This is a genomic window from Enterocloster sp. OA13 (genome assembly GCF_022440595.1).
Classification (GTDB): domain Bacteria; phylum Bacillota; class Clostridia; order Lachnospirales; family Lachnospiraceae; genus Enterocloster; species Enterocloster hominis.
The window spans coordinates 5,033,753-5,055,853 of sequence record NZ_JAKNTF010000001.1 but is presented as its reverse complement, the minus strand read 5'-3'; the positions used below and the strand labels follow the sequence as shown (position 1 = coordinate 5,055,853).

The following is a 22,101-nucleotide window of genomic DNA, read 5'->3' as shown; positions in this document are numbered from 1 at the left end:
CACGGAAACACATAAAACGCGGAGGCGGTTAAAACGGGAAAAGTAAGTAAATAAAGGAGTCATCAGATGAGACCATGTAAAATCAAAATCTGCGGCCTCAGCCGTTTCAGCGATATCATGGCGGTTAATGAGGCGGGACCGGATTATATTGGCTTTGTATTTGCAAAGAGCAGCCGCCAGGTATCGGCGGATAAGGCAAGACAGCTTAAGAGCGAGCTGGACAGACGGATTCAGGCTGTAGGGGTATTTGTCAATGCGCCGCAGGAGGAAATCCTTTCCCTGACAGGGAGGGGAAATGGACAGGGGCCTGTGATTGACATGATCCAGCTTCACGGTGATGAGGACGAGGATTATATCAGGAAATTAAGGAACCATACAGACCTGCCGATCATAAAGGCCCTGAGGGTCAGGGATAGGGAGCAGATCTTGAGGGCACAGGAACTTCCCTGTGAATATCTGCTTCTGGATACATGCACCGCCAACGCATACGGAGGAGCGGGCGTCCGGTTTGACTGGAACATGATTCCTGAACTTACAAAGCCGTTTTTCTTGGCAGGAGGCATCAACAGGGATAATCTGGTCCAGGCCGCATCCTTTGAACCTTACTGCATCGATGTGAGCAGCGGGGCCGAGACAGAGGGGCGTAAGGACCGGATGAGGATTGCGGAGCTGGTGGCCATGGTAAGGACCATCAATGAATATAATGAATGCAAAGGAGCTTAATACAATGTCAAATGGAAGATTCGGAATCCACGGCGGCCAGTTTATACCGGAAACACTGATGAGTGCCGTGGCTGAGCTGGAAGCAGCGTATGAACATTATAAAAAGGACCCTCAGTTCGTGGCTGAGCTTAAATATCTGCTGGAGGAATACACGGGCAGGCCGTCGCGCCTGTACTATGCAGAGAAGATGACAAAAGACCTGGGCGGGGCCAGGATTTACCTGAAAAGGGAGGATTTAAACCACACAGGTTCCCATAAGATTAACAACGCCCTGGGCCAGGTGCTGCTGGCCAAAAAGATGGGTAAGACCAGGGTCATCGCAGAAACCGGTGCAGGACAGCACGGCGTGGCTACTGCCACAGCGGCAGCCCTTCTGGGACTGGAATGTGAGGTGTTCATGGGCAAGGAGGACACGGACCGCCAGGCGTTAAACGTATACCGCATGGAACTTCTGGGCGCAAAGGTACATCCGGTGACCAGCGGCACCCAGACATTAAAGGACGCTGTCAATGAAACCCTGCGGGAGTGGACCAACCGGATATCCGATACCCACTATGTCATCGGTTCGGTCATGGGGCCTCATCCATTTCCCATGATGGTGCGGGATTTCCAGAGTGTGATTGGCAGGGAAATCAAGGCGCAGCTCATGGAAAAGGAAGGTAAGCTTCCGGACATGGTGATTGCATGTGTGGGCGGCGGCAGCAATGCAATGGGGGCTTTTTATGAATTTATCGGTGATGAGGGAGTAAAGCTGGTGGGCTGCGAGGCAGCCGGGCTGGGCGTGCGGACGGAGAAGACCGCGGCCACCATTGCAACCGGGAAGCTGGGCATTTTCCATGGTATGAAGTCCTATTTCTGCCAGGATGAGTATGGGCAGATTGCGCCGGTTTACTCCATATCCGCCGGGTTGGACTATCCGGGAATCGGGCCTGAGCATGCGGCGCTCCATGATAAAGGGAGGGCTGAGTACGTCCCCGTGACTGATGATGAGGCAGTGGATTCCTTTGAATATCTTTCACGGATGGAGGGCATCATCCCGGCTGTGGAAAGCGCACACGCGGTGGCATATGCCAGGAAGGTGGCGGGAGACATGGATAAGGACCAGGTTATTGTGATAAATCTTTCCGGCAGGGGGGATAAGGATGTTGCGGCAATTGCAAGATACAGGGGGGTGGAACTCTATGAATAGGATACAGGAAGTATTTGAGAATAAGAAGGCATTCATACCATTTATAACAGCAGGAGACCCGGACCTGGGAGTGACTGAGGAACTGGTTCCGGCCATGGCTGAGGCAGGGGCGGACCTGATTGAGCTTGGCATCCCGTTTTCTGACCCGGTGGCAGAGGGGATTGTAATCCAGGAAGCAGATATGCGCGCCCTGGCTTCCGGCACCACCACAGATAAGATATTTGACAGCGTAAGAAGGATACGGCAGAAGACGGACGTGCCGCTGGCATTCATGACATATATCAACCCTGTATTTGCCTACGGTGTGGGTAAGTTCATGAAAAATGCCGCGGATTGTGGAATCGATGCCCTGATTGTGCCGGATATGCCCTTTGAGGAGCGGGAGGAGCTGCTTCCTGCCTGCAAAAAATACGGCATGGTATTGATATACCTGGTAGCCCCCACCTCCAAGGAACGGGCCCAGGCCATTGCCAGGGAATCAGACGGGTTCGTGTACTGCGTATCCTCCCTGGGCGTTACCGGTGTCCGCAGCCAGATTACTACTAATATAAAGGAAATGGTGGATACGGTAAAACAGGCAAGGCAGGTGCCCTGCGCAGTAGGCTTTGGAATCTCAACACCGGAGCAGGCCAAAGAGATGGCGGCCCAGTCAGACGGGGTGATTGTGGGAAGCGCCATTGTGAAGATGGTTGCCCAATATGGCCGCGGATGTGTGGAGCCTGTGTGTAACTATGTACGGCAGATGAAGGCGGCGGTGGGGTGATGGCCCGGTAGGTGATACGGAAGGTGAAACGGTGGATGAAGAGTCAGATAATTCACTGGAGGATCCGTTCATTCCATGATTGAAAGACATAGGTTCCCATGATAAAATAAAGTTTAGGAAGGCATCCGCTTTTTTGTGGATGCTTTCTTTTTACATCTATATGCTCCATCCAGTCAGAAACCGTACTGCCAGCGCTGAATATTTTGTCAGCCTGCAAGGCGGAGGAAGGAAGCGGAGTGGGTCCTCCGCTGACTGACGACAACGCGGCAGATGGCAAAATAGGCAGTGCTGGCAGTATGGTTTCTGGCTGGATGGAGCATATATATGGATAATCAAAAATTTTAATTTATATGTCTCATAAAAATGAACCAAATTCCCCGCAGCATCCTCTATATAACAGGTGCACCGATAAAATATAGAAACAGACCATACTAACTAATATATGATGGAAGGAGGAGATGCATATGGGGCAGACGCACACAGGGCAGATGCACACAGGGCAGACGCACACGGAACAGACGCAAGCGGAACAGTCAGTGTCATATCTTGTGGGCAGGATGTCGGAAGGCGACAGCCAGGCATTTGACCAGCTAATGGGACATTACTATCCCAAAGTGCTTCGCATGGCATATCTCATATCCGGAAATCATGCAGACAGCGAGGATATTGTGCAGGAAACCTTTGTGCTGTGCTGGATGAACCGAAAGAAGATAAAGGAACCGGAACATTTTTCCAGCTGGCTCTATAAGACACTCACCAGGGAAGCATGGCGTATATGCAGGAAGAGCCGGAGGGAACAGCCGGTGGAGGAGGTATATGGGGAGGAGGAGCCCCAGGCATCCTCGGTCCTGGATGAAGTGCTGGCCCATTCCAGGGATGATGAGCTGTACCGGGCCATAGGCAGCCTTCCGGTCAAGCAGAGGACGGTGGTGGTATTCTATTATTTTAACCAGATGTCAACAAAGGAAATTGCAGGTATCATGGGCTGTATGGAAGGAACTGTCAAGTCAAGGCTGTACACAGCCAGGATTAATTTAAAGAGAGAGCTGACCAGACGGCAGGATGCAGAAAAGGAGGTAGCCTTATGAACAGACAGCAGGGAAAAGGGAACATGGCGGGATTCGATGAACAGATAAGCCATGCCTTATATAAGCAGGCTGGATCTTTACAGGTAACTTCCGCAGATGAAGAGAGGATGCGGTGCTCTGTTCACCGGAAAATAGAGGAGGAATCAAGAATGAGGAAATGGAGTCCAAGAAAAATAATGGTAGCGGCAGCAGCGGTATGTGTAATTGGAAGCATGACAGCAGTGGCGGCAGGTAAGGTTACACAGATAAGTTCCCATAGCTCCCATGCAGATGATTTCACATATGATAAGCTGGGGGAGATGGAGACAAAGCTGGGATTTGTCACAAAGGCGCCGGAGACATTTGCCAATGGTTTTCAGTTCAGTACAGGCGTCCCGGTAAATGAGAGCCAGATGGATGATGAGGGGAATGTGGTTCAGCAGGGCCAGGAGCTTAACCTGACATATAAAAAGTCCGGTATGCCCGACCTGTTTATCAATGTAGGCAATATGGATTCATATGGGGAGGATTCGGGACAGAGCCAGTCCTTTGACCACAATGGCATAGCTATTCAGTACAGGGCCGACCAGTACCGCTTTGTACCTCCGAACTACCAGGTATCTGAGGAGGAACAGGCCAGGATGGATGCAGGGGAGCTTTATATCTCCTATGGCTCGGATCAGGTAGAGGATCAGGTGGTGAAGAGTGTGGACTGGACGGATGGCGGGACACATTATAATATGCTTACATTTGACGGCTCCCTGACTGCGGAAGAGATGGTGCAGATGGCGGGAGAGGTAATCGACAATAAATAGCGGGATGCATTAATATATAGAAGTAACGGAAAGTAATGGTATAAAGTAATAACAGAAAGCCGGGGAGATTCTTATGTATCATGGATCCTCCCGGCTTATCTGTATCTATTACCTGCATGCCTCCACAAAACTCTTAAATATATTGGCAGCAGCCTGGTCCTTGGGCCACATGTGTTCCGGATGCCACTGCACACCCAGCAGATAAGGATAATCCGGCATTTCCACGGCCTCTATGACTGTATCCGGCGCCAGGCCGCTGACAATAAGGCCTGGAGCCGGTTCCTGCACCGCCTGATGATGGAAGCTGTTGACTGCGATTTCCGTCCTGCCGCCGCATATCCTTGCAAGCAGGGTATCCTTTACAACATGCACATGATGGGATGGGACCGGATATGCAAAGGGCTGCTTATGGGCAATGGGAAAACTGCGTTCGGTCTGGCTGGGGATATCCTGATAGATATTTCCCCCAAGCCCCACATTGATGATCTGGGCGCCCCGGCAGATGCCAAGGATGGGTTTCTTCTCAGCCATGACAGCTTTTAAAAGCGCCAGTTCCATGGTATCCCTGGGAATGGACGCGTTGCCGCAGTTTGCCTGGGTTTCCTCACCAAAGAGGAAGGGATGGGGATCCGGTCCGCCGGAGAAGAGAAATCCGTCAAACATCTGTACAAGCATTTCCAGATCTTCATTCCCTGCCTCTAACGGGAGGACCACAGGAATACCCCCGGCAGCCAGAACAGCCCTCAGATAGGTGGGGCGCAGGCTGATATCATCATTTTCAGTATTATGGGATGGGGTGATTCCAATTACTGGTTTTTTCATCATCATTGAATTCCTCCGGATAACTTATGTATTCCACATTAATAGATTTTATGCGGTGTGCCGCCTTTGGGTGTTTCCGTAAACTGAAAAAGAGCCCCTTCCCTCAGGAAGAAGCTCTTATGTAACTCAATTAGCCTTCAATAGCTCCGGTTGGGCAGGTAGCTGCACAGGTTCCGCAGTCGATGCAGGTATCAGCGTCGATAACGTACTTTCCATCTCCCTCAGAAATAGCGCCTACTGGACATTCCCCAGCACAGCTGCCGCAGCTTACACAAGAGTCGTTAATTACATATGCCATGATTAAGTACCTCCTTAGATTTGTCTACATTGTTATTTTATTTTATACTATAAAGTACAATTATTCAAGAGGAAAATGCTGCCTCTGTGTGTTAATATTGTATAAATTCAAGAGCAATCAGCCTAAACGCCTCCTGTCTGGGACAACCTGGCTTCCCGCATTCCCCTCAGGATGACCTTCCGGCATTCCACTGCCCTGCCGGCCTCCATGGGTGCCACATCCTCAAGGGCGTAGGGAAGTCCAAGCTCGTGATATTTGGCCTTGCCCATGTCGTGGTAGGGAAGTACATCCAGGGCCTTTATATTCTTAAGGGTTCCCAGATACCTGCCAAGACGGTACAGATATGTTTCATTGTCCGTAATGCCCGGCACCGCCACATGGCGGATCCATACAGGTATTTTCTTCTGCTCCAGGTATCTGGCAAATGCCAGTATATTGTCCTGGGGCTGTGCGCACAGCTTTATATGTTCCTCCGGGTCAATATGTTTGATATCAAGCATCACCAGGTCGGTGACAGCCATAATCCGGTCAAACATGGCCATGACTCCTTCCGATGAAGGGTTGAATGTGATGCCCGAGGTATCCAGACAGGTATGGATATTCCTGGCCCTGGCCGCCTCGAAAAGTTCGGTGACAAAGCGGATCTGCATCAATGGCTCGCCGCCGCTGACCGTGATACCGCCCTTTTTATAAAACGGGCGGGCCTGTTCAAACTGCGCCAGGATTTCTTCCACGGTCATAGGGGTCCCCCCTTTGGGGTCCCATGTATCGGGATTGTGGCAGTAAAGGCATCTCATGGGACAGCCGCTTAAGAAAATGACCATGCGGATGCCAGGTCCGTCAACCGTGCCGAAGCTTTCAACCGAATGTACACGTCCAATCATGTGCAGCCCTCCTTTTTCCTCTTTACTTTACCACAATCCCCCTGGTTATGACAGTTATGATTTTAGATGGCTCCGTGGAAGGTCCTGGAAATGACCTCATCCTGCTGCTGTTTTGTCAGCTTATTGAAGTTTACGGCATAGCCCGATACCCGGACTGTTAACTGAGGATATTTTTCAGGATGTGCCTGGGCGTCCAGAAGTGTTTCCTTGCTGAATACATTTACATTAAGATGATGGCCGCCTTCCTGGGCATAGCCGTCCAACAGTGCCACCAGGTTATCAATCTGGGATTCGCTTGCTTTTACCATAATGTTGTCCTCGCTTTCTTTATGTCATTTGAATGGTTAAACGGTTATTGGTTCATGATTCCTCAATATCTGCTTCGGTGTCCAGGCCCTCGAACAGGTTGCCTCCCACTTCGCAGCCGCCGCAGCCGGACAGTTCCACTTCCAGGTCACCCATGAATACCTGGTCATCCTTACCAAGGGCGCCCGGTATGATGGAGAAGGTGTTGGAGATACCGTCCTGGGCATCCCTGAACGGAAGCTTGGCAACCGAGGCAAGGGATGCGATTGCACCGTGGCTGTCCCTGTGATGCATTGGGTTTGCGCCGGGGGCAAATGGCTGACCGCCCTTACGTCCATCCGGTGTGGAACCGGTATTCTGGCCATACACCACGTTGGAGGTAATGGTAAGGATGGAGGTGGTGGGGATTCCGCCGCGGTAGGTGTGGTTGCCCTTTATGAAGCTCATGAAGGTGTGCACCAGGTCGGCTGCCAGCTGGTCCACGCGGTCGTCATTATTTCCATATTTAGGGAAATCTCCCTCGACGATATAATCTGTCACAATACCCTTTTCGTTGCGCACGGTCTTAACCTTTGCGTACTTGATGGCGGACAGGGAGTCTGCCACGACGGAAAGCCCTGCAATACCGGTTGCAAACCATCTGGTCACCTTTTTGTCATGAAGGGCCATCTGAAGTCTTTCATAGCTGTATTTGTCGTGGTTGTAGTGGATGATGTTAAGGGCGTTGACATATACCTTGGCAAGCCATTTCATCATGTCCTTATATTTGTCCATGACCTCGTCGTAATCCAGGTACTCAGAAGTGATGGGACGGTATTTTGGTCCTACCTGCTTGCCGGAAATCTCGTCCACGCCTCCATTGATGGCGTATAACAGGCACTTTGCCAGGTTGGCCCTTGCGCCGAAGAACTGCATTTCCTTGCCCAGCCTCATGCTGGATACGCAGCAGGCAATGGCGTAGTCGTCCCCGTGGGTTACCCGCATCAGGTCATCGTTCTCATACTGGATGGAGGAGGACTCAATGGAGGTCTTTGCACAGAACCGCTTGAAGTTCTCCGGCAGCCTTGGGGACCAGAGCACGGTCAGGTTCGGCTCAGGCGCAGTTCCCAGGTTCTTAAGGGTGTGGAGGTAACGGTAGGACATCTTGGTAACCATATGGCGCCCGTCAATGCCGATTCCGCCGATGGACTCCGTAACCCATGTGGGGTCGCCGGAGAACAGGTCATTATATTCAGGTGTCCTTGCAAACTTCACAAGGCGCAGCTTCATGATGAAGTGGTCCACGAATTCCTGAATCTGGGATTCGGTGTATCTGCCCTCGCGCAAGTCACGCTCCGCGTAAATGTCAATAAAGGTGGAGGTACGGCCGAGGGACATGGCTGCGCCGTTCTGCTCCTTAACAGCCGCCAGATATCCGAAATAGGTCCACTGGATTGCTTCCTTAACGTCTGCCGCCGGCCTTGAAATATCAAATCCGTAAATCTTTCCAAGTGTCTTCAGATCCTCCAGCGCGCGGATCTGCTCGGACAGCTCTTCCCGCTCCCTGATGACATCGGAGTACATGATGGTGCGTGTGGAATCCTTTTCTTCCTTCTTCTCCTGAATCAGCGCATCCACGCCATAAAGGGCAATACGGCGGTAGTCGCCGATGATGCGGCCGCGGCCATAGGCGTCAGGAAGGCCTGTAATGATATGGCTGGAACGGCATGCGCGCATCTCATCCGTATATGCGTCAAACACACCTGCATTGTGTGTCTTCCTATGCTTTGTGAAAAATTCTACAATCTCAGGATCAACCTCATAGCCATTGTCCTGGCATGCCTTCACCGCCATGCGGATGCCGCCGTAAGGCTGAAGGGAACGCTTAAATGGCTTATCGGTCTGGAAGCCCACAATGGTTTCCTTTTCCTTATTTAAATATCCCGGCCCATGGGAAGTGATGGTGGAAATGATTTTCGTATCCATATCCAGGACGCCGCCGGCTTCCAGTTCCTTCTTTGTAAGCTCCATGACCTGGTCCCAAAGCTCCGTGGTATTCTGAGTAGGCCCTTCCAGGAATCCGTCATCGCCGTCATAGGGGGTATAGTTTTTCTGTATGAAATCGCGGACATTGATTTCCCGCTGCCATACACCGCCGTTAAAAGTGTTCCATTCTGTTCTCATAGACTTTTCCTCCTGTGGAATGCGTGTGCTGATAGTATCATAATAGAATTATTATTAGCCATATGAATGACAGCCATACTGCTCAGAAATATTTACCGGTTCTTCTGGCACCCATAGTGTACTAAAAATAAATGGTTTATGCTGTTGCTTTTGCAACATTTATTATAAGATGTACATTGTATACACGTCAATAGGTTTTAATGATAATATTTTTTAACAATCCTTGATAATTCTGGTTAATATGAAAAAAATGTAAGTGGATCCAGGGCTTGTCAAAAACACGAAATCGTATTATGATGATAAAAGCGCAGGTATCCGTTTTTAAGGGAATACTAAAAGCAGAAATATAAGGAGGTACTATAGTCATGACAATTGATAAGAGCATGCTGATTGGCGAACTGATACAGATGGATGAGCTGGTTGCACCTATGCTGATGCGTGCAGGAATGCACTGCTTAGGCTGTCCTGCTTCCCAGGGTGAGTCCCTGGAAGAGGCCTGCATGGTTCACGGTATTGACTGTGATAAGCTGGTTGCAGGGATGAACGAAGTCCTGGCCAGCAGGTAAGGCTTTAGAGGCAGTAGCGGGTTAGGGAATGAAAGGGCGTCCGCCGTATCCATGGGATATGGCAGGCGCCTTTCTATATTGATGGGGGATGGCAGATGGCTTTCTGTTTTATTGGCATGAGGTATTTTAATGCTTAAATATAAGATAACTATGGGATGTGCAGAGAGCGGAAATGGGTGCTTAAATACGCCCAGGGCATTTTCCATAGGAGATATTGTCAATTATGTATTGACAAAACGTGCTCCCGAGAGTAATATATTAGTATACTAAGATATTAAAGCTGTATAGAATCATAGGATTACAGGATTATTTAAAACCCATGAAACAATTAAGGAGGACAAGGATTATGGATATGACATTGCGTTGGTTTGGTGAAGGTGTTGACTCAGTCTCCCTGGAGCAGATCCGCCAGATTCCAGGTGTGAAGGGTATCATCACCACACTGTATGACATCCCGGCAGGCGAGGCATGGCCCATGGAGCGTATTCTTCAGATGAAGGAGTACGTGGAGTCCAAAGGCCTGAAGGTAATGGGAATCGAGAGCGTGAACATCCACGACGCCATCAAGGTGGGCGCGCCTGAGAGGGAACAGTACATTGCCAACTACATTACAACGCTGGAGCGCCTGGGACAGGCAGATATCCATATTGTCTGCTATAACTTCATGCCTGTGTTCGACTGGACCCGTTCCGACCTTGCCAAGGTACGCCCGGACGGTTCCACGGTCCTGGCCTATGACCAGAAGGAGATTGACAAGATTAATCCTGAGAACATGTTTGAATCCATGGGTGAGAAGTCCAATGGTTTTGAACTTCCGGGATGGGAGCCTGAGCGTATGGCCAGGATTAAGGAATTATTTGAAATGTACAAGGATGTGGATGCTGACAGACTGTTTGACAACCTGGTATATTTCTTAAAGGCAATCCAGCCGGTATGTGAGAAATACGACATCCGCATGGCAATCCATCCGGACGATCCGGCATGGCCTGTATTCGGACTGGCAAGAATCATGACCGGCAAGGAGCAGCTGTTAAAGCTTATGAAGGCAGTGGACGCACCGTTTAACGGCGTTACCCTGTGCACCGGTTCCCTGGGAAGCAACCCGGAGAATGATATCCCCGACATCATCCGTTCCCTTAAAGGAAGGATTCCATTTGCCCATGTACGCAACCTGCAGTATAATGCGCCAGGGGATTTCCAGGAAGCAGCCCATCTGTCAGAGGACGGAAGCATGGACATGTATGAAATAATGAAGGCGCTCCATGATATCGGATTTGACGGAATCATGCGTCCTGACCACGGCAGGGCTATCTGGGGCGAGGTGTCCATGCCGGGATACGGCCTTTATGACAGGGCACTTGGGGCATGCTACTTAAACGGGCTTTGGGAGGCCATTGAAAAGCAGGACCGGTAATCCCGCATCAGTTTAGAAACAGGAGACTGTACCCATGAAGATAGAAGAAAAGAAATCAGGCGAGACCGCAAGGGAATTTGCCTACCGCACCATCCGCGACAATATCATCTCCCTGGATTTGGAACCCGGGGCCCCCTTTAATGATATTGAGGTATCACAGCAGATTGGCATCAGCCGTACACCTGTGCGCGAGGCGGTCATCCAGCTCAGCGAGGAATCCCGCATCATCGAGATATTTCCCCAAAGGGGCATGCGTATTGCCCTGATTGATGTGGAGCTGGTGGAGGAGGCAAGGTTCCTGCGCCTGATTGTGGAAAAGGCAGCCGTGGAGCTGGTATGCGACATGGCGTGTGAGGACGACCTCAAGTGGCTGGACGAGAATATCCGGCTTCAGGAGTTCTATCGTCAAGGCGGTTCTCCTGAAAAACTGCTGGAACTGGACAATGAGATGCACAGAAAGCTTTTTTCCATATGCAGGAAGGAACTTACCTACAGCATGTGCCAGCGCCTGTCCATCCACTATGACCGGATACGGAGCCTTTCCGTGACCACGGTCAAGGACCATAAGATTATCGGGGAGCACCGGGAACTTCTGGATGCAATCCGGTTAAAGGATAAGAAGAGGGCAGTGGAAACCATGGACAGGCATCTGAATAACTGGATGCTGAATGAAAAGCTGTTCAGGGAGCAGTATCCGCAGTATTTTAAATGATGGTGTTTATGATGATATTATAGATAATTAGAGAAATCCCTAGTAGTTATGGATAATAAGGAAATTCCCCCTGTGGCCGGATGTGGGCCACGGGGGGAATTTTTGATATGGCGTTATGGTTGGGGTGTTTTACAATTGGATTGCTTTTTGTGAATCATAGTGGCTGGTTTGATTTTGTACGAAACTTAGCGGTTAAAGTTCAGTTGTCATTCCTTAGCAATATATCTGGTTTTCCATATCCCGGACATTGCATCTTATGGTATATCTGAGCATCCAATCCCGGACAACACATCTTAGATATATCAGCCCGAATGGGCCAATATGTCCCAATCATCATATCTTAGCCAGATTCTGCAGTGCACTGCCTTCAATCATCACCTCATAATGTTCTTTAAAATAAGCCTCGCTGGCAGATTCATTGGGAAGCTTTGCCGCATATTCCGCCAGGATGTTGCACACCCTTGAAAAGTCAAGGTCCTCGCAGTCCAGGCGCTTGACAATCAGATAGTACTGGCGGGTATCCGGTTTTTTATAAAGGGTATTGACGCCGTTATAAATGCCGTCGACCGCGCGGGCGGCTTCACTGATCCGGTCCAGACTGTCGAAACGGAATATCCGGGCGCTGCTGACCGCATTTTTCTTCTTCTTGGCACTATCCGCGCCCTGGACCGCGGAGTCCGCGTTATTCTGCGCCTCCTCCACCGTATCCGGTTCCAGATAGTTGAGGGGATTCTCAGCGCCTTCCAGGAACTCGCTGGCCAGCTGGGACAGCAACGGGTTCTGGTTCTCCTCCGTAAATGGCGAGAACTTGGCAAAGCGTGTATCCAGCTCCTCCGGATCTTCAATCTTGGTAATCACCAGCATGATGCTTTCGCTGGACAGCGGGATGGCCTCCACCATAAGAGGGATGTCTTCCGCTTCAAACCCAACCTCGTTGGATGCTTTCTGGATCATCTCCCGGAACAGCTTCCTGGCCTTCTCAGTGCCATAGGCAAGTTCTACCAGGTTAATGTTGCGTACACTTAAATCAAAACTGGTCAATGTGCAGCGGATCTGATTATCACTAATACGTTCTATCTTCATAGGATCACTTCCTGTTCTATATCAACTGTGGTTTGTCTTCCTGCATCTGTAGCGCAAGATAGACTTCTACACTTTAAATATACTACATTACATAGGAAAATATCAATTACTCTTTTGAATTTTAATAAAAATTTTTGGAAAATACGGATATGAATCCGGTATGAAATCATAAATCATTGAGCTGCTCAAAATATTTTACGGTAATATCAAAAAAATATTGTCCATATTTTGATAGATACTTTCTGTAATGGCGGATGAAGACAATGTCGTGAAGCGGCATTTCCGGCGGCTTGATGATTGGAAAAAAGTATATATCCTCACTCATGTACGCCCGGATATGGAAATAAATCGTTGTAGTCACGATGGATGCTGCAATATTTTCGTACAGGTTCTGCTGCGAAAACAGCGGGTATGTGGTGGTGACCAGAAAATTCGGTTTACAGTCGGAATAATAAAGTATGTCCTTAAAAATCTTACTGGAGCGTACATTTACAAAAGGCAGGCATTCATATTCCTTTAAGTGTATTCCTTTTTTTGACCGCTCGATAAGTGCGTCCGTATCCTCGCCAAAATATTTCTGCAGGAGTTTTTTTGATACCATCAGGTAAATCCTGTCATCAAACAGATGGGTTGTGATAAGGTTGGGCTGGTTTCCCTTGGCAATACTCACAGAAAAATCCAGTTCTCCTGCCAGCAGCATTTCCAGAAGATCCGAAGAATGTTCCTGAAAAAACTGTAATTCCACATTGGGATATTTCTGGGTGAATATTTCCGTCAGTCTGGGCATGACGATATTGGTGCGGATTGGGCTGCACCCGATGCGCAGCACACCGTGTTCTTTTTCTTTAATGTTCAGCAGGACATTTCTTAAATTATCATCATCCAATTTAAAATCATTGGCATAGGCCAGCAGGACCTCACCGGAATATGTCAGGGAAAGGTGGGGCTTCCTTTCAAACAATTTAACACCATAACACTTCTCAAGGCGTGCAATATGGTTGCTGAGATTCTGCTGGGAAATAAACAGCCGTTTGGCGGTCTGGGTAAAATTCAAATCTTTGGCGGCTTCTGCAAAGTAAAGAAGGCTTGTTGTTTCCATATATATCCCCCCTGCTGTTCTTTTCCTTTATTATAAGCAGCAGTAACTCTGTTTGTCAAGAAAATAACAAAAATAAATAGTTGATATTATAAAAACAACAAATAATATTTGTTAAAAGACAAAGATTCTCTGTTTCACTTTTACTAAGAAAAGCATTATGATAAATATAACAAAAAAAATAAGTGCATTTATAAAAAACAACAAAAAATCATATGAAGGGGTGCGGCGGGATATGAAAATTATGGACTGTACAATGAGAGATGGGGGAAATGTTCTGGGCAGTGGTTTCCCAAAGGATTTGACGGTTATGATGCTGAAGGGGCTGACGGAAAACGGGATATCAGTTATTGAATACGGAAACGCAAAGGGTATAGGAGCTGGTAATCTGGGATTTGCTGCTCCGTGTACAGATGAAGAATATTATGAACTTGCAAAACCATTCCTTAATAAAGCTGAGATTGGCATGTTCTTAAATGCCAAGCGCTATAAAAAGGAAAATGTGGAAAGTGCTGCTAAAGCAGGTCTTTGTTTTTTAAGGGTTGGAGCCGATGCCGGTGACGCACACCTTTACTATGATGTTATCAAAACCGTAAAGGATAATGGTTTAAAATGCAGATATTCACTTATGAAAGCTTATCTCTTATCACCGGAAGAGCTGGCCAGGGAGGCATTGGACCTTCAAAATCATGGAGTGGATGAAGTTACCATTATGGACTCGGCTGGGTATATGATGCCGGATGAGGTAAAGGCATATGTAAAAGCATTAAAAGAAAATATTTCCATTCCGGTTGGATTCCATTGCCATAATAACCTGGGAATGTCTGCGGCTAATGGACAGGCAGCCATGGAAGCAGGAGTGGATCTGCTTGATTGCGGACTTTTAGGAATGGCGAGAAGTGCAGGAAACATGGCTACAGAGATAGCCGTGGTTCTTGGAAAAAAATACAACGAGGCTTTGGAGGTGGATTTTTACGGCCTTCTGGATTTCCTGGAAGAGGAATTAATTCCTGCAATGGAAATACATGGATATAAGCCGGCTATTACGCCTTTGGAGATGATTTTGGGATATTCGGGATGTCATTCAGGGTTCCTGAAAACCTTTAAAGCCGTTGCAAAGGAATATGGAGTGGATGTAAAGCGATTGATTGTAGAGGTATCCAGACTGGATAAAAAGAATCCGACAAAAGAATTAATGATGGAAATTGCTTCCAATTTATGTAAATAACTGGTTAATTGGACATGCGCCATCTATAATGATAAGTGATATAAAAAATGGAGAGAGAAGGGAGGCAAAACACGGGGATGGGATTTACAGAAACAGAGATACCTGTTGGGGAAGGGACGGTAACCATATCAGTACCCAATATGATGCCGATAGCAGCGCCAACACATATTGCAGGTGTATCGGATATCCGTGAAGAAATACGGCGTGCTATAAAAAATCCGATAGGGACGCCGCATCTGAATGTGTTGGCAAAGGGAAAGCGGATGGCGGCTATTGTGGTCAACGATATAACACGTCCTTATCCCGGCGGTGAGATGGTGCTTGAGATTGCAGAGGAACTGCACCAGGGGGGGATGGAGGATAGCCAGATAATATTGATTGTCGCATATGGAGCCCACAGGATGAATACAGAACCGGAGCTTCGCAGTATGTTTGGGGATGAGGTTGTAAACCGGTTCCGGATTGTCCATCATGATGCATTTGACGATAACCGGCTGGTTATCATGGGGGTTACGGATGGAGGGGTTATTGTTCAGGCTACAAAGGAATTTGCAGAAGCAGATTTAAGAATCCTGACCGGATGTATAGCACCCCATCAACTGGCTGGATTTTCAGGAGGAAGAAAGAGTGTGGTGCCTGGTATATCAGGATTTAAGACCCTAAAGGAACATCATTCCTTTCCTATCCGCCCAGAAAGAACATCCCTTGGCTGGCTGCAGGGAAACCCATTTCATGAGGAATCCCTGAAAGCAGCACGTATTGCGGGAGTTGATTTTATTGTCAATTCAATTGATAACGAATTGCATGAGTTAATCCAGTGTGTTGCGGGTGACTTAGAATCCGCATATATGGAAGGGGTTGGACTCTGCCGTAAAGTGTGGACAGTGAAGATAGACCATAAGCCGGATGTGGTAATAGTGAGTCCGGGAGGATATCCACGGGATTTCGATTTACACCAGTCCCAGAAGGCAATTGGGTGCGCGGAGATGCTCTGCAAAGAAGGCGGAATGATCATCATGGTTGCAGAGATGCGGGATGGAATCGGTAAACCAGGAAAGGTTTTATTAGAGGCAGGGAGTCCGCATGCGGTTGTTGAGCGCTTCCGTGCAACGGGTTATCAGCCGGATGCTTTGAGTAAAGCCTTCATGTGGGCCCGGGCCATGGAGAACTTCAGGATTACAATATTATATAGTAAGGTTCCGGATACAACGTTGGAACAAATGTTTTTTGAATCATATGTTTCCTATGAGGCGGCGATTAATAAGGCTCTTGAACGATATGGCCCGGAGGCTTCATTTATGGTGGTTCCATATGGCTCGGAAATCATACCTGAAATGGAAAATGTTACTTAAGGTTAGTGTGGCAAAGGAGGATTTTAAATGAAAAAGAGATTGACAGCGGGTTTTATGGCGGCGGTAATGATCATATCTTTGTTGTCCGGCTGCGGCAGTTCAGCAAAAACCAGCAGTACGGCCAATAATAGCAGTACTGCGGCCCCAACTTCTGAAGCGGGTGAAAAAGAGGATACGGGTACAAAAGAAAGCAGTGGTTCTTATCAACCGTCCTCTGCCTTAACGCTGGTGATATGTGCCAGTGCGGGAGGAGATTCCGATATTAATGCAAGGTTTTTTGCTGAGGAAATGAGCAAAAAAACAGGGGTAGCAGTAGTTGTTTCAAATGTCAGCGGTGGTTCAGGTTCCATTGGCTTCCAAAATGCACTGGATGCCGGAACCGATGGAAATACTGCATTGTTTTATCACACATCCCTGACAGCAGCAGCGTCTGCAGGAAGTATCCCTAATTATGTATCAGAGAAGTTTGATATCATTTCATGTGTAATCAGTGATAATACGGCCGGTTGGTATGTTTCCGCGGATTCACCGTATTATACGGTTGCAGATATCATTGAAGCGGCAAAAGCTGCACCGGATACGGTTATTTATGCCACGGAGATTGGTGCCAGTACCTATGCAACTATGTTGATGTTTGAAAATGAGGCAGATGTTGACCTGCATCCGGTTGACGTGGGAACTGCGGCTGAAAAGTGTGCTGCCCTGCTGTCCGGCACTGTGGATATCATATCTGCCCAATGGGTAACTGTAAAGGATTATGTGGAGTCAGGGCAGTTCCGCTGTATTGGTTTTACGGCTGATGCTAAACCGGATATTGATTCGGATGTTGAAACTTTTAAGGATCAGGGGGTCGATGTTTCGGCAACACGCTACTTTGTGATGGCATTTCCCAAGGGTACGGATAAGGCTGTTGAGGATTACTGGCGCGATATCATGAGCCAGATATGTTCTGATACTGATTTTCAGCAGAGGTTTACAGCGGCCTGCGGCGCTTCCGTTAATGCTGATTCCATAGGAGCCATTGACAGCTGGATGAAGCAGGAAGATTATTATAAGAAATTGGAGAATATGATGCGGGGTAACTAGGTATATAGTGAAGATGGGCAAGGATATAAACTTGCCCATCTTGATATATAGGGTTCAAAACGCTGTCACTTATAGTGAAAGGGGATAGAAATGAGCATTGTCCATAAATATAAGGAAAGTTTCATTGGTATAGGAGCAGGCGTTTTTACTGCTTTTGTTTATTACAATACAGGCTATATTGAAAATCGGGGACTGACAGGCCGGTTCTATTCTGCAACAATCCCTCAATGGATCTGCTATGCCATGTGGGCGCTGTCACTTATCCTGATTATTACAGATATCAGGAAAGTACGAAGGCGTGAAGATTCCGGAAGCAGGGAGGGTACAAAGACTAATATCAACTGGCTCGCATTCATACTTACATTCATTGTAATCAGCGTATATATCCTTATCATGCGTCCGGTCGGTTTCTGTCCGTCATCATCCGCTTTCCTGTTTGCCCTGACCTGTATTTTATCCGAACCAAAGGAACGCAATTACATTCTGTTTGCAATTATATCGGTAATAGTATCCGTTGCTATTTACTATATATTCCGTTATGGCCTGAATCTGATGCTGCCCCGCGGTATCATGCCGTTTTAAAAGAGAGGTGAAACGAAATGAGTTTAATTACAATGGGATTTCCTGCAATTGCTAATCCAATCAGTCTGGTCTTAATAGTTCTAGGTGTGTTTACCGGTATTGTATTTGGCGCCATCCCCGGCCTGACTTCAGCTATGGCAATTACCCTGTTTTTGCCTGTTACATATTCACTGCCAACCATTGAGGGAATTACGCTTTTGATTGCGCTTTACGTCGGTGGGATATCCGGAGGTTTGATTTCGGCTATTTTACTTCAGATCCCGGGTACACCCAGTTCGCTGGCAACTTGTTTTGACGGTCATCCCATGGCACAGAAGGGAGAGGCCGGGCGGGCCATTTCAGTTGGGATAGCTGCCAGTTTCTTGGGCACGCTAATCAGCTGGTTTGGATTGGTACTGATATCCCCTGCTTTGGCCAAGGTGGCAATCAAATTCAGCATGCCGGAGTATTTTGCCGTTGCATTGTTTTCTCTGAGTACAGTATCCACTTTGGTCAAGGGATCCCCTATCAAAGGTCTGATGGCCTGCCTTTTTGGGATATTAATCAGCACGGTTGGACAGGCTCCTGTGGATGGGGCGCCACGTTTTACCTTTAATAATACCCAACTATTGGGCGGCATTTCAACCCTTCCAATCCTTCTTGGATTCTTTGCGGTGGCAGAAGTCATGGCTGCTTCAGAAAAGGTTGGGCGTGAAGAAAAAATGATTATCGGTTCCCTGACAGGAATTCCCAAGCTTCGCGATACATTCAGGGATATTTTTTCCAAACCGATTAATTTAATCCGTTCATCGGTGATTGGGCTTGGCATTGGAATCCTTCCTGGAATCGGAGGTGGTACATCTAATATCATTTCATATTCCGTGGCTCAGAGCAGTTCCAGGCATCCGGAAGAATTCGGCACCGGTATCCCGGATGGAATCGTGGCATCGGAGGCAGCTAACAACGCATCCATAGGAGGTGCGCTGATACCTCTATTGACATTGGGGATACCGGGAGATAATGTGACTGCAATCCTGCTGGGAGGATTGACACTAAAAGGAATCAGTGCCGGGCCGCTGCTGTTTACAAAAGAGCGTACCTTGGTGGGAGCTGTGTTCTGTGTGCTTCTGATTGCAACAATTGTAATGGCAATCCTTGAAACGGTTGCGCTTCCAATGTTTGTTAAATTACTAAAAATTCCCAAATATATTCTTTTGCCGGTTGTTTTCGTTCTGTGCTGTGTAGGGGCGTTTGGGGTAAATTCACGTATGTTTGATGTATATTGTGTTTTGATATTCGGCATCATCGGCTATGGGCTGTCCAAATTAAAATTCCCCAAAACACCACTGATTATGGGGTATATACTTGGAAGGATTGCAGAAAAGAACCTATTCCGGGGGCTGATGCTTTATCATGGAAGTTTCCTGCCTTTCCTGAGGCGTCCCATTACCCTGGTATTCCTGGTGTTGACTGCAGGAATGCTGGTTTGGGGGTTTTTCGGGGATATCATTAAGCGTAAAATCCAGAAAGCAGGTTAACTTTGTAATCAATAAGATTGAAAGGAGTGGATGGAATAATGAAAAATGTTTTGGTTGCCGGTTCTTATTCTCCGGATGTAAAAGAAAAAATCATAAGTCTTTTAGACAGTCATTTTAATCTGTACTTTGCGTCAAAGCAGGAGGAACTTACGCAGCACCCGGAGACAGATTATGTAATTCTGAGAATCCTGCGAATGAATGAAGAGGAGATGGATGCAATGCCGTCCCTTAAATTCATCCAGCGCTGGGGTGCAGGTGTGGATACGGTTGATATTGAAGCTGCTGGCAAGAGGGGGATTGTTGTTGCCAATATAGCAGGAGGGAATGCCCCGGCCGTGGCAGAACAGGCCGTTAACCTGATGCTGGCAACCCTGAGGAATACTGCTTTTATTGATAAGAATATACGTGATGGGCATTGGATTAAATCCTCCATTGAAGGCCGTTCTTATATGTTGAAGGGCAAGACAGTCGGTCTTCTTGGAGCAGGCAATATCGGGCGCAGGGTTGCAGGGATTGTCCAGGCTTTTGGTGCAAAAGTACAATACTATGATGTGTTTCCATTGGCTGAGGAAGTGGAGGAAAAACTGGCAATGAAGTATGTCTCCCTGGAAACACTTATGAAGACTTCGGATGTTATCAGTATCCATATACCAAAAACAGATGAAACCTATCATATGATTGGAAAGGCACAGCTGGAATCAATGAAACCTACTGCAGTCATCATCAATACAGCCCGTGGAGGCATTATTGATGAAGACGCTTTGTACGAACAGCTCAAGGATGGAAAACTGCTGGCAGCTGGAATGGATTGTTTTGAAAATGAACCTGTGTCCGCGGAAAACCGCCTTCTGTCCCTGGATAATGTTACCCTGAGCTGCCATGTGGGAGGCAATACATCGGACATAGGTCTTGTCATGGCTGACCTTGTAAAAGAAAATTTGGAATCATTTGATAGAGGAAAATTAAATCCGGATGCGATTGTCAACAGGCAGTTCCTCTGCTGACTATAACAGGCAGGAAATAGAACTTACGTGGAAAGGGAATAGGAATGGAACAGATAAATACCTGTAAGGTTTTAGGTGACTGGACCGCTGCCTTTGATTTGAATGATACGGATAAAGATTATGGGAACAGTGTACGGTTCAGGATTTTGGATTACGTGATATCAGCGATTGCTGGTCTTAAAGTAAATAATGATTATAACCATATGGTAGAACGGGTGATGTATGGTTTTGGCGGCAATGAACAAAGCAGCGTCCTGTTCTGCGAAAAAAAAGTACCTGCCCCGGCAGCGGCTTATATGAATGCATCTTATGGACATGGGGCCGACCTGGACGATGGACATAAAACCGCAAATGGACATCCCGGGGTTGCTGTCATTCCAGCCGTATTGGCCCTGGCAGAGTCAGAAGACAGATCCAATCAATCTGTTTACGAAGGAATCCTTACTGGTTATGAGATTTATATCCGTGTATCCAATGCGGTACAGCCTAGCGCGCTGCAGCGGGGATTTCATGGAACCGGTGTGGTGGGTGCAGTTGCTGCTTCTGCCGCCTGTGCAAAACTACTGGGGTTAGATGCAGATAAAACATGCCAGGCAATCAGTTACGGTGCTGTGCAGGCTTCAGGACTGTTTGAGGTTTCTGAGAGCGGACAGATGACAAAGCCGGTTAATCCGGCCAATGCCTGCCGTACGGGAGTCATATCCGCATTGATGGCAAGGGAAGGAATCCATGCACCTATCCATCCATTTGAAGGCGTTAAAGGTTTTTATAAAGCATTTTCAGGAAATCCCCATGTGGAAGAGATTACATCAGGATTGGGTGGTCCTCTGCTGATTGATACGTCTTATGTGAAACTGTATCCGGCCTGCCGGCATCTGCATCCGGTTGTTGATGCTGGTGCAGCCCTGAGGAAAATGGATGATGTCAATCTGAATCAGATAAAAAGCATAAAGATTACTACTTACCCAAATTCAATTCTGGTGACAGGAAATATAAGGAAGCCGGTTTCCGCAGATGAGGGGAAATTCAGTATGACCTATGCATTAGCAAAGGCCCTGCAGAATGGGACCTATACATTGGACGATTTGGAAGACTGTAAGAATATGAGCCAGGAAACAAGTGCACTGATTGATAAGATGGAAATTATCCCTGACCAGTTTTATGAAAATAAAGAAGACCACATACGTGGATGTCATGTGGCATTGATTATGGAAGATGGCCGGATGATGGAAGTCAGCAGGCTGCTTCCCAAGGGCGACCCTGAGACTCCCCTGACAGAGGCTGATTTAATGGGGAAAATGTCTTCCTGCTGTAAAGGGATATACGGCCGGTCAGAGCAATCAGATATCTATAAATGTATTATGCAGGATGAAATATTGGATTTAGGGCATTTATTCCATATATTACATCATTATTCAAACATGTGAAAGG

The 22,101-nt window shown here is 47.6% G+C and carries 22 protein-coding genes; 15 read left to right on the top strand and 7 right to left on the bottom strand.

Annotated features, from left to right (window positions below; genetic code table 11):
• Nucleotides 1-66 precede the first annotated feature (66 nt).
• The 5 genes from MCJ35_RS22325 to MCJ35_RS22305 all read left to right on the top strand — a co-directional run bounded on the left by MCJ35_RS22325 (nucleotide 67) and on the right by MCJ35_RS22305 (nucleotide 4,557).
• Nucleotides 67-723 carry a phosphoribosylanthranilate isomerase gene (locus MCJ35_RS22325; protein ID WP_025485193.1) on the top strand — a complete coding sequence of 219 codons (657 nt, stop codon included), beginning with the start codon at nucleotides 67-69 and terminating at the stop codon, nucleotides 721-723.
• Nucleotides 724-727: 4 nt separating this feature from the next.
• Nucleotides 728-1,912 (top strand): tryptophan synthase subunit beta, encoded by a 1,185-nt coding sequence (gene trpB / locus MCJ35_RS22320; RefSeq protein WP_025485194.1) that lies wholly within the window; start codon nucleotides 728-730, stop codon nucleotides 1,910-1,912.
• Nucleotides 1,905-2,675 carry a tryptophan synthase subunit alpha gene (trpA, locus tag MCJ35_RS22315; protein WP_025485195.1) on the top strand — a complete coding sequence of 257 codons (771 nt, stop codon included), beginning with the start codon at nucleotides 1,905-1,907 and terminating at the stop codon, nucleotides 2,673-2,675. Before trpB ends, trpA begins: the two co-directional genes overlap by 8 nt.
• 488 nt (nucleotides 2,676-3,163) lie before the next feature.
• Nucleotides 3,164-3,763 carry an RNA polymerase sigma factor gene (locus MCJ35_RS22310; protein WP_051400647.1) on the top strand — a complete coding sequence of 200 codons (600 nt, stop codon included), beginning with the start codon at nucleotides 3,164-3,166 and terminating at the stop codon, nucleotides 3,761-3,763.
• Nucleotides 3,760-4,557 (top strand): hypothetical protein, encoded by a 798-nt coding sequence (locus MCJ35_RS22305; RefSeq protein ID WP_025485199.1) that lies wholly within the window; start codon nucleotides 3,760-3,762, stop codon nucleotides 4,555-4,557. The genes MCJ35_RS22310 and MCJ35_RS22305 overlap by 4 nt, the downstream gene beginning before the upstream one ends.
• Nucleotides 4,558-4,665: 108 nt before the next feature.
• Here MCJ35_RS22305 and MCJ35_RS22300 read toward each other — a convergent pair whose 3' ends face one another.
• The 5 genes from MCJ35_RS22300 to pflB form a co-directional block, all read right to left on the bottom strand.
• Nucleotides 4,666-5,379 (bottom strand): gamma-glutamyl-gamma-aminobutyrate hydrolase family protein, encoded by a 714-nt coding sequence (locus tag MCJ35_RS22300; RefSeq protein ID WP_025485200.1) that lies wholly within the window; start codon nucleotides 5,377-5,379, stop codon nucleotides 4,666-4,668.
• Nucleotides 5,380-5,509: 130 nt separating this feature from the next.
• Entirely contained in the window at nucleotides 5,510-5,677 is a 168-nt protein-coding gene (locus MCJ35_RS22295; protein WP_008720336.1) for a 4Fe-4S ferredoxin, read from the bottom strand.
• 122 nt (nucleotides 5,678-5,799) lie between these two features.
• Nucleotides 5,800-6,561: a pyruvate formate-lyase-activating protein gene (gene pflA / locus MCJ35_RS22290; protein ID WP_025485201.1), complete on the bottom strand. Its 762-nt coding sequence runs from the start codon at nucleotides 6,559-6,561 to the stop codon at nucleotides 5,800-5,802.
• Nucleotides 6,562-6,623: 62 nt separating this feature from the next.
• Complete coding sequence (grcA3, locus tag MCJ35_RS22285; RefSeq protein ID WP_008720332.1) at nucleotides 6,624-6,869, bottom strand: autonomous glycyl radical cofactor GrcA3; 246 nt, start codon at nucleotides 6,867-6,869, stop codon at nucleotides 6,624-6,626.
• A gap of 52 nt (nucleotides 6,870-6,921) precedes the next feature.
• Nucleotides 6,922-9,030, bottom strand: coding sequence for a formate C-acetyltransferase (pflB, locus tag MCJ35_RS22280; RefSeq protein WP_025485204.1), 2,109 nt, complete (start codon nucleotides 9,028-9,030; stop codon nucleotides 6,922-6,924).
• 365 nt (nucleotides 9,031-9,395) lie between these two features.
• Here pflB and MCJ35_RS22275 point away from each other — a divergent pair, with 365 nt between their 5' ends.
• The 3 genes from MCJ35_RS22275 to MCJ35_RS22265 all read left to right on the top strand — a co-directional run bounded on the left by MCJ35_RS22275 (nucleotide 9,396) and on the right by MCJ35_RS22265 (nucleotide 11,722).
• Nucleotides 9,396-9,596, top strand: coding sequence for a DUF1858 domain-containing protein (locus MCJ35_RS22275; protein WP_008720329.1), 201 nt, complete (start codon nucleotides 9,396-9,398; stop codon nucleotides 9,594-9,596).
• A gap of 346 nt (nucleotides 9,597-9,942) precedes the next feature.
• Nucleotides 9,943-11,010 carry a mannonate dehydratase gene (gene uxuA / locus MCJ35_RS22270; RefSeq protein ID WP_008720326.1) on the top strand — a complete coding sequence of 356 codons (1,068 nt, stop codon included), beginning with the start codon at nucleotides 9,943-9,945 and terminating at the stop codon, nucleotides 11,008-11,010.
• A gap of 34 nt (nucleotides 11,011-11,044) precedes the next feature.
• The gene (locus MCJ35_RS22265) at nucleotides 11,045-11,722 is read left to right on the top strand and encodes a GntR family transcriptional regulator (RefSeq protein WP_008720324.1); all 678 of its coding nucleotides are present in this window, start codon (nucleotides 11,045-11,047) and stop codon (nucleotides 11,720-11,722) included.
• Between the two features lie 333 nt (nucleotides 11,723-12,055).
• Here the strand turns inward: MCJ35_RS22265 and MCJ35_RS22260 are convergent, their stop codons facing one another.
• On the bottom strand, nucleotides 12,056-12,805 hold the full coding sequence (locus MCJ35_RS22260) for an adaptor protein MecA (RefSeq protein WP_025485205.1): 750 nt from the start codon (nucleotides 12,803-12,805) through the stop codon (nucleotides 12,056-12,058).
• Between the two features lie 166 nt (nucleotides 12,806-12,971).
• The gene (locus tag MCJ35_RS22255; protein ID WP_025485207.1) at nucleotides 12,972-13,904 is read right to left on the bottom strand and encodes a LysR family transcriptional regulator; all 933 of its coding nucleotides are present in this window, start codon (nucleotides 13,902-13,904) and stop codon (nucleotides 12,972-12,974) included.
• Nucleotides 13,905-14,061: 157 nt separating this feature from the next.
• Here MCJ35_RS22255 and MCJ35_RS22250 point away from each other — a divergent pair, with 157 nt between their 5' ends.
• The 7 genes from MCJ35_RS22250 to MCJ35_RS22220 all read left to right on the top strand — a co-directional run bounded on the left by MCJ35_RS22250 (nucleotide 14,062) and on the right by MCJ35_RS22220 (nucleotide 22,097).
• Nucleotides 14,062-15,129, top strand: coding sequence for a 4-hydroxy-2-oxovalerate aldolase (locus tag MCJ35_RS22250; protein WP_240299658.1), 1,068 nt, complete (start codon nucleotides 14,062-14,064; stop codon nucleotides 15,127-15,129).
• 77 nt (nucleotides 15,130-15,206) lie between these two features.
• Nucleotides 15,207-16,481: a nickel-dependent lactate racemase family protein gene (locus MCJ35_RS22245; RefSeq protein ID WP_025485210.1), complete on the top strand. Its 1,275-nt coding sequence runs from the start codon at nucleotides 15,207-15,209 to the stop codon at nucleotides 16,479-16,481.
• A gap of 27 nt (nucleotides 16,482-16,508) precedes the next feature.
• On the top strand, nucleotides 16,509-17,567 hold the full coding sequence (locus MCJ35_RS22240; RefSeq protein ID WP_240299657.1) for a tripartite tricarboxylate transporter substrate binding protein: 1,059 nt from the start codon (nucleotides 16,509-16,511) through the stop codon (nucleotides 17,565-17,567).
• Between the two features lie 90 nt (nucleotides 17,568-17,657).
• A complete protein-coding gene (locus tag MCJ35_RS22235; RefSeq protein ID WP_025485215.1) occupies nucleotides 17,658-18,149 on the top strand; it encodes a tripartite tricarboxylate transporter TctB family protein in 492 nt (163 codons plus the stop codon).
• A 17-nt stretch (nucleotides 18,150-18,166) separates the two neighbouring features.
• Nucleotides 18,167-19,666: a tripartite tricarboxylate transporter permease gene (locus MCJ35_RS22230; protein WP_025485216.1), complete on the top strand. Its 1,500-nt coding sequence runs from the start codon at nucleotides 18,167-18,169 to the stop codon at nucleotides 19,664-19,666.
• A gap of 38 nt (nucleotides 19,667-19,704) precedes the next feature.
• Nucleotides 19,705-20,670 carry a 2-hydroxyacid dehydrogenase gene (locus MCJ35_RS22225; RefSeq protein WP_025485217.1) on the top strand — a complete coding sequence of 322 codons (966 nt, stop codon included), beginning with the start codon at nucleotides 19,705-19,707 and terminating at the stop codon, nucleotides 20,668-20,670.
• A 44-nt stretch (nucleotides 20,671-20,714) separates the two neighbouring features.
• On the top strand, nucleotides 20,715-22,097 hold the full coding sequence (locus tag MCJ35_RS22220) for an MmgE/PrpD family protein (RefSeq protein WP_025485218.1): 1,383 nt from the start codon (nucleotides 20,715-20,717) through the stop codon (nucleotides 22,095-22,097).
• Nucleotides 22,098-22,101 lie beyond the last annotated feature (4 nt).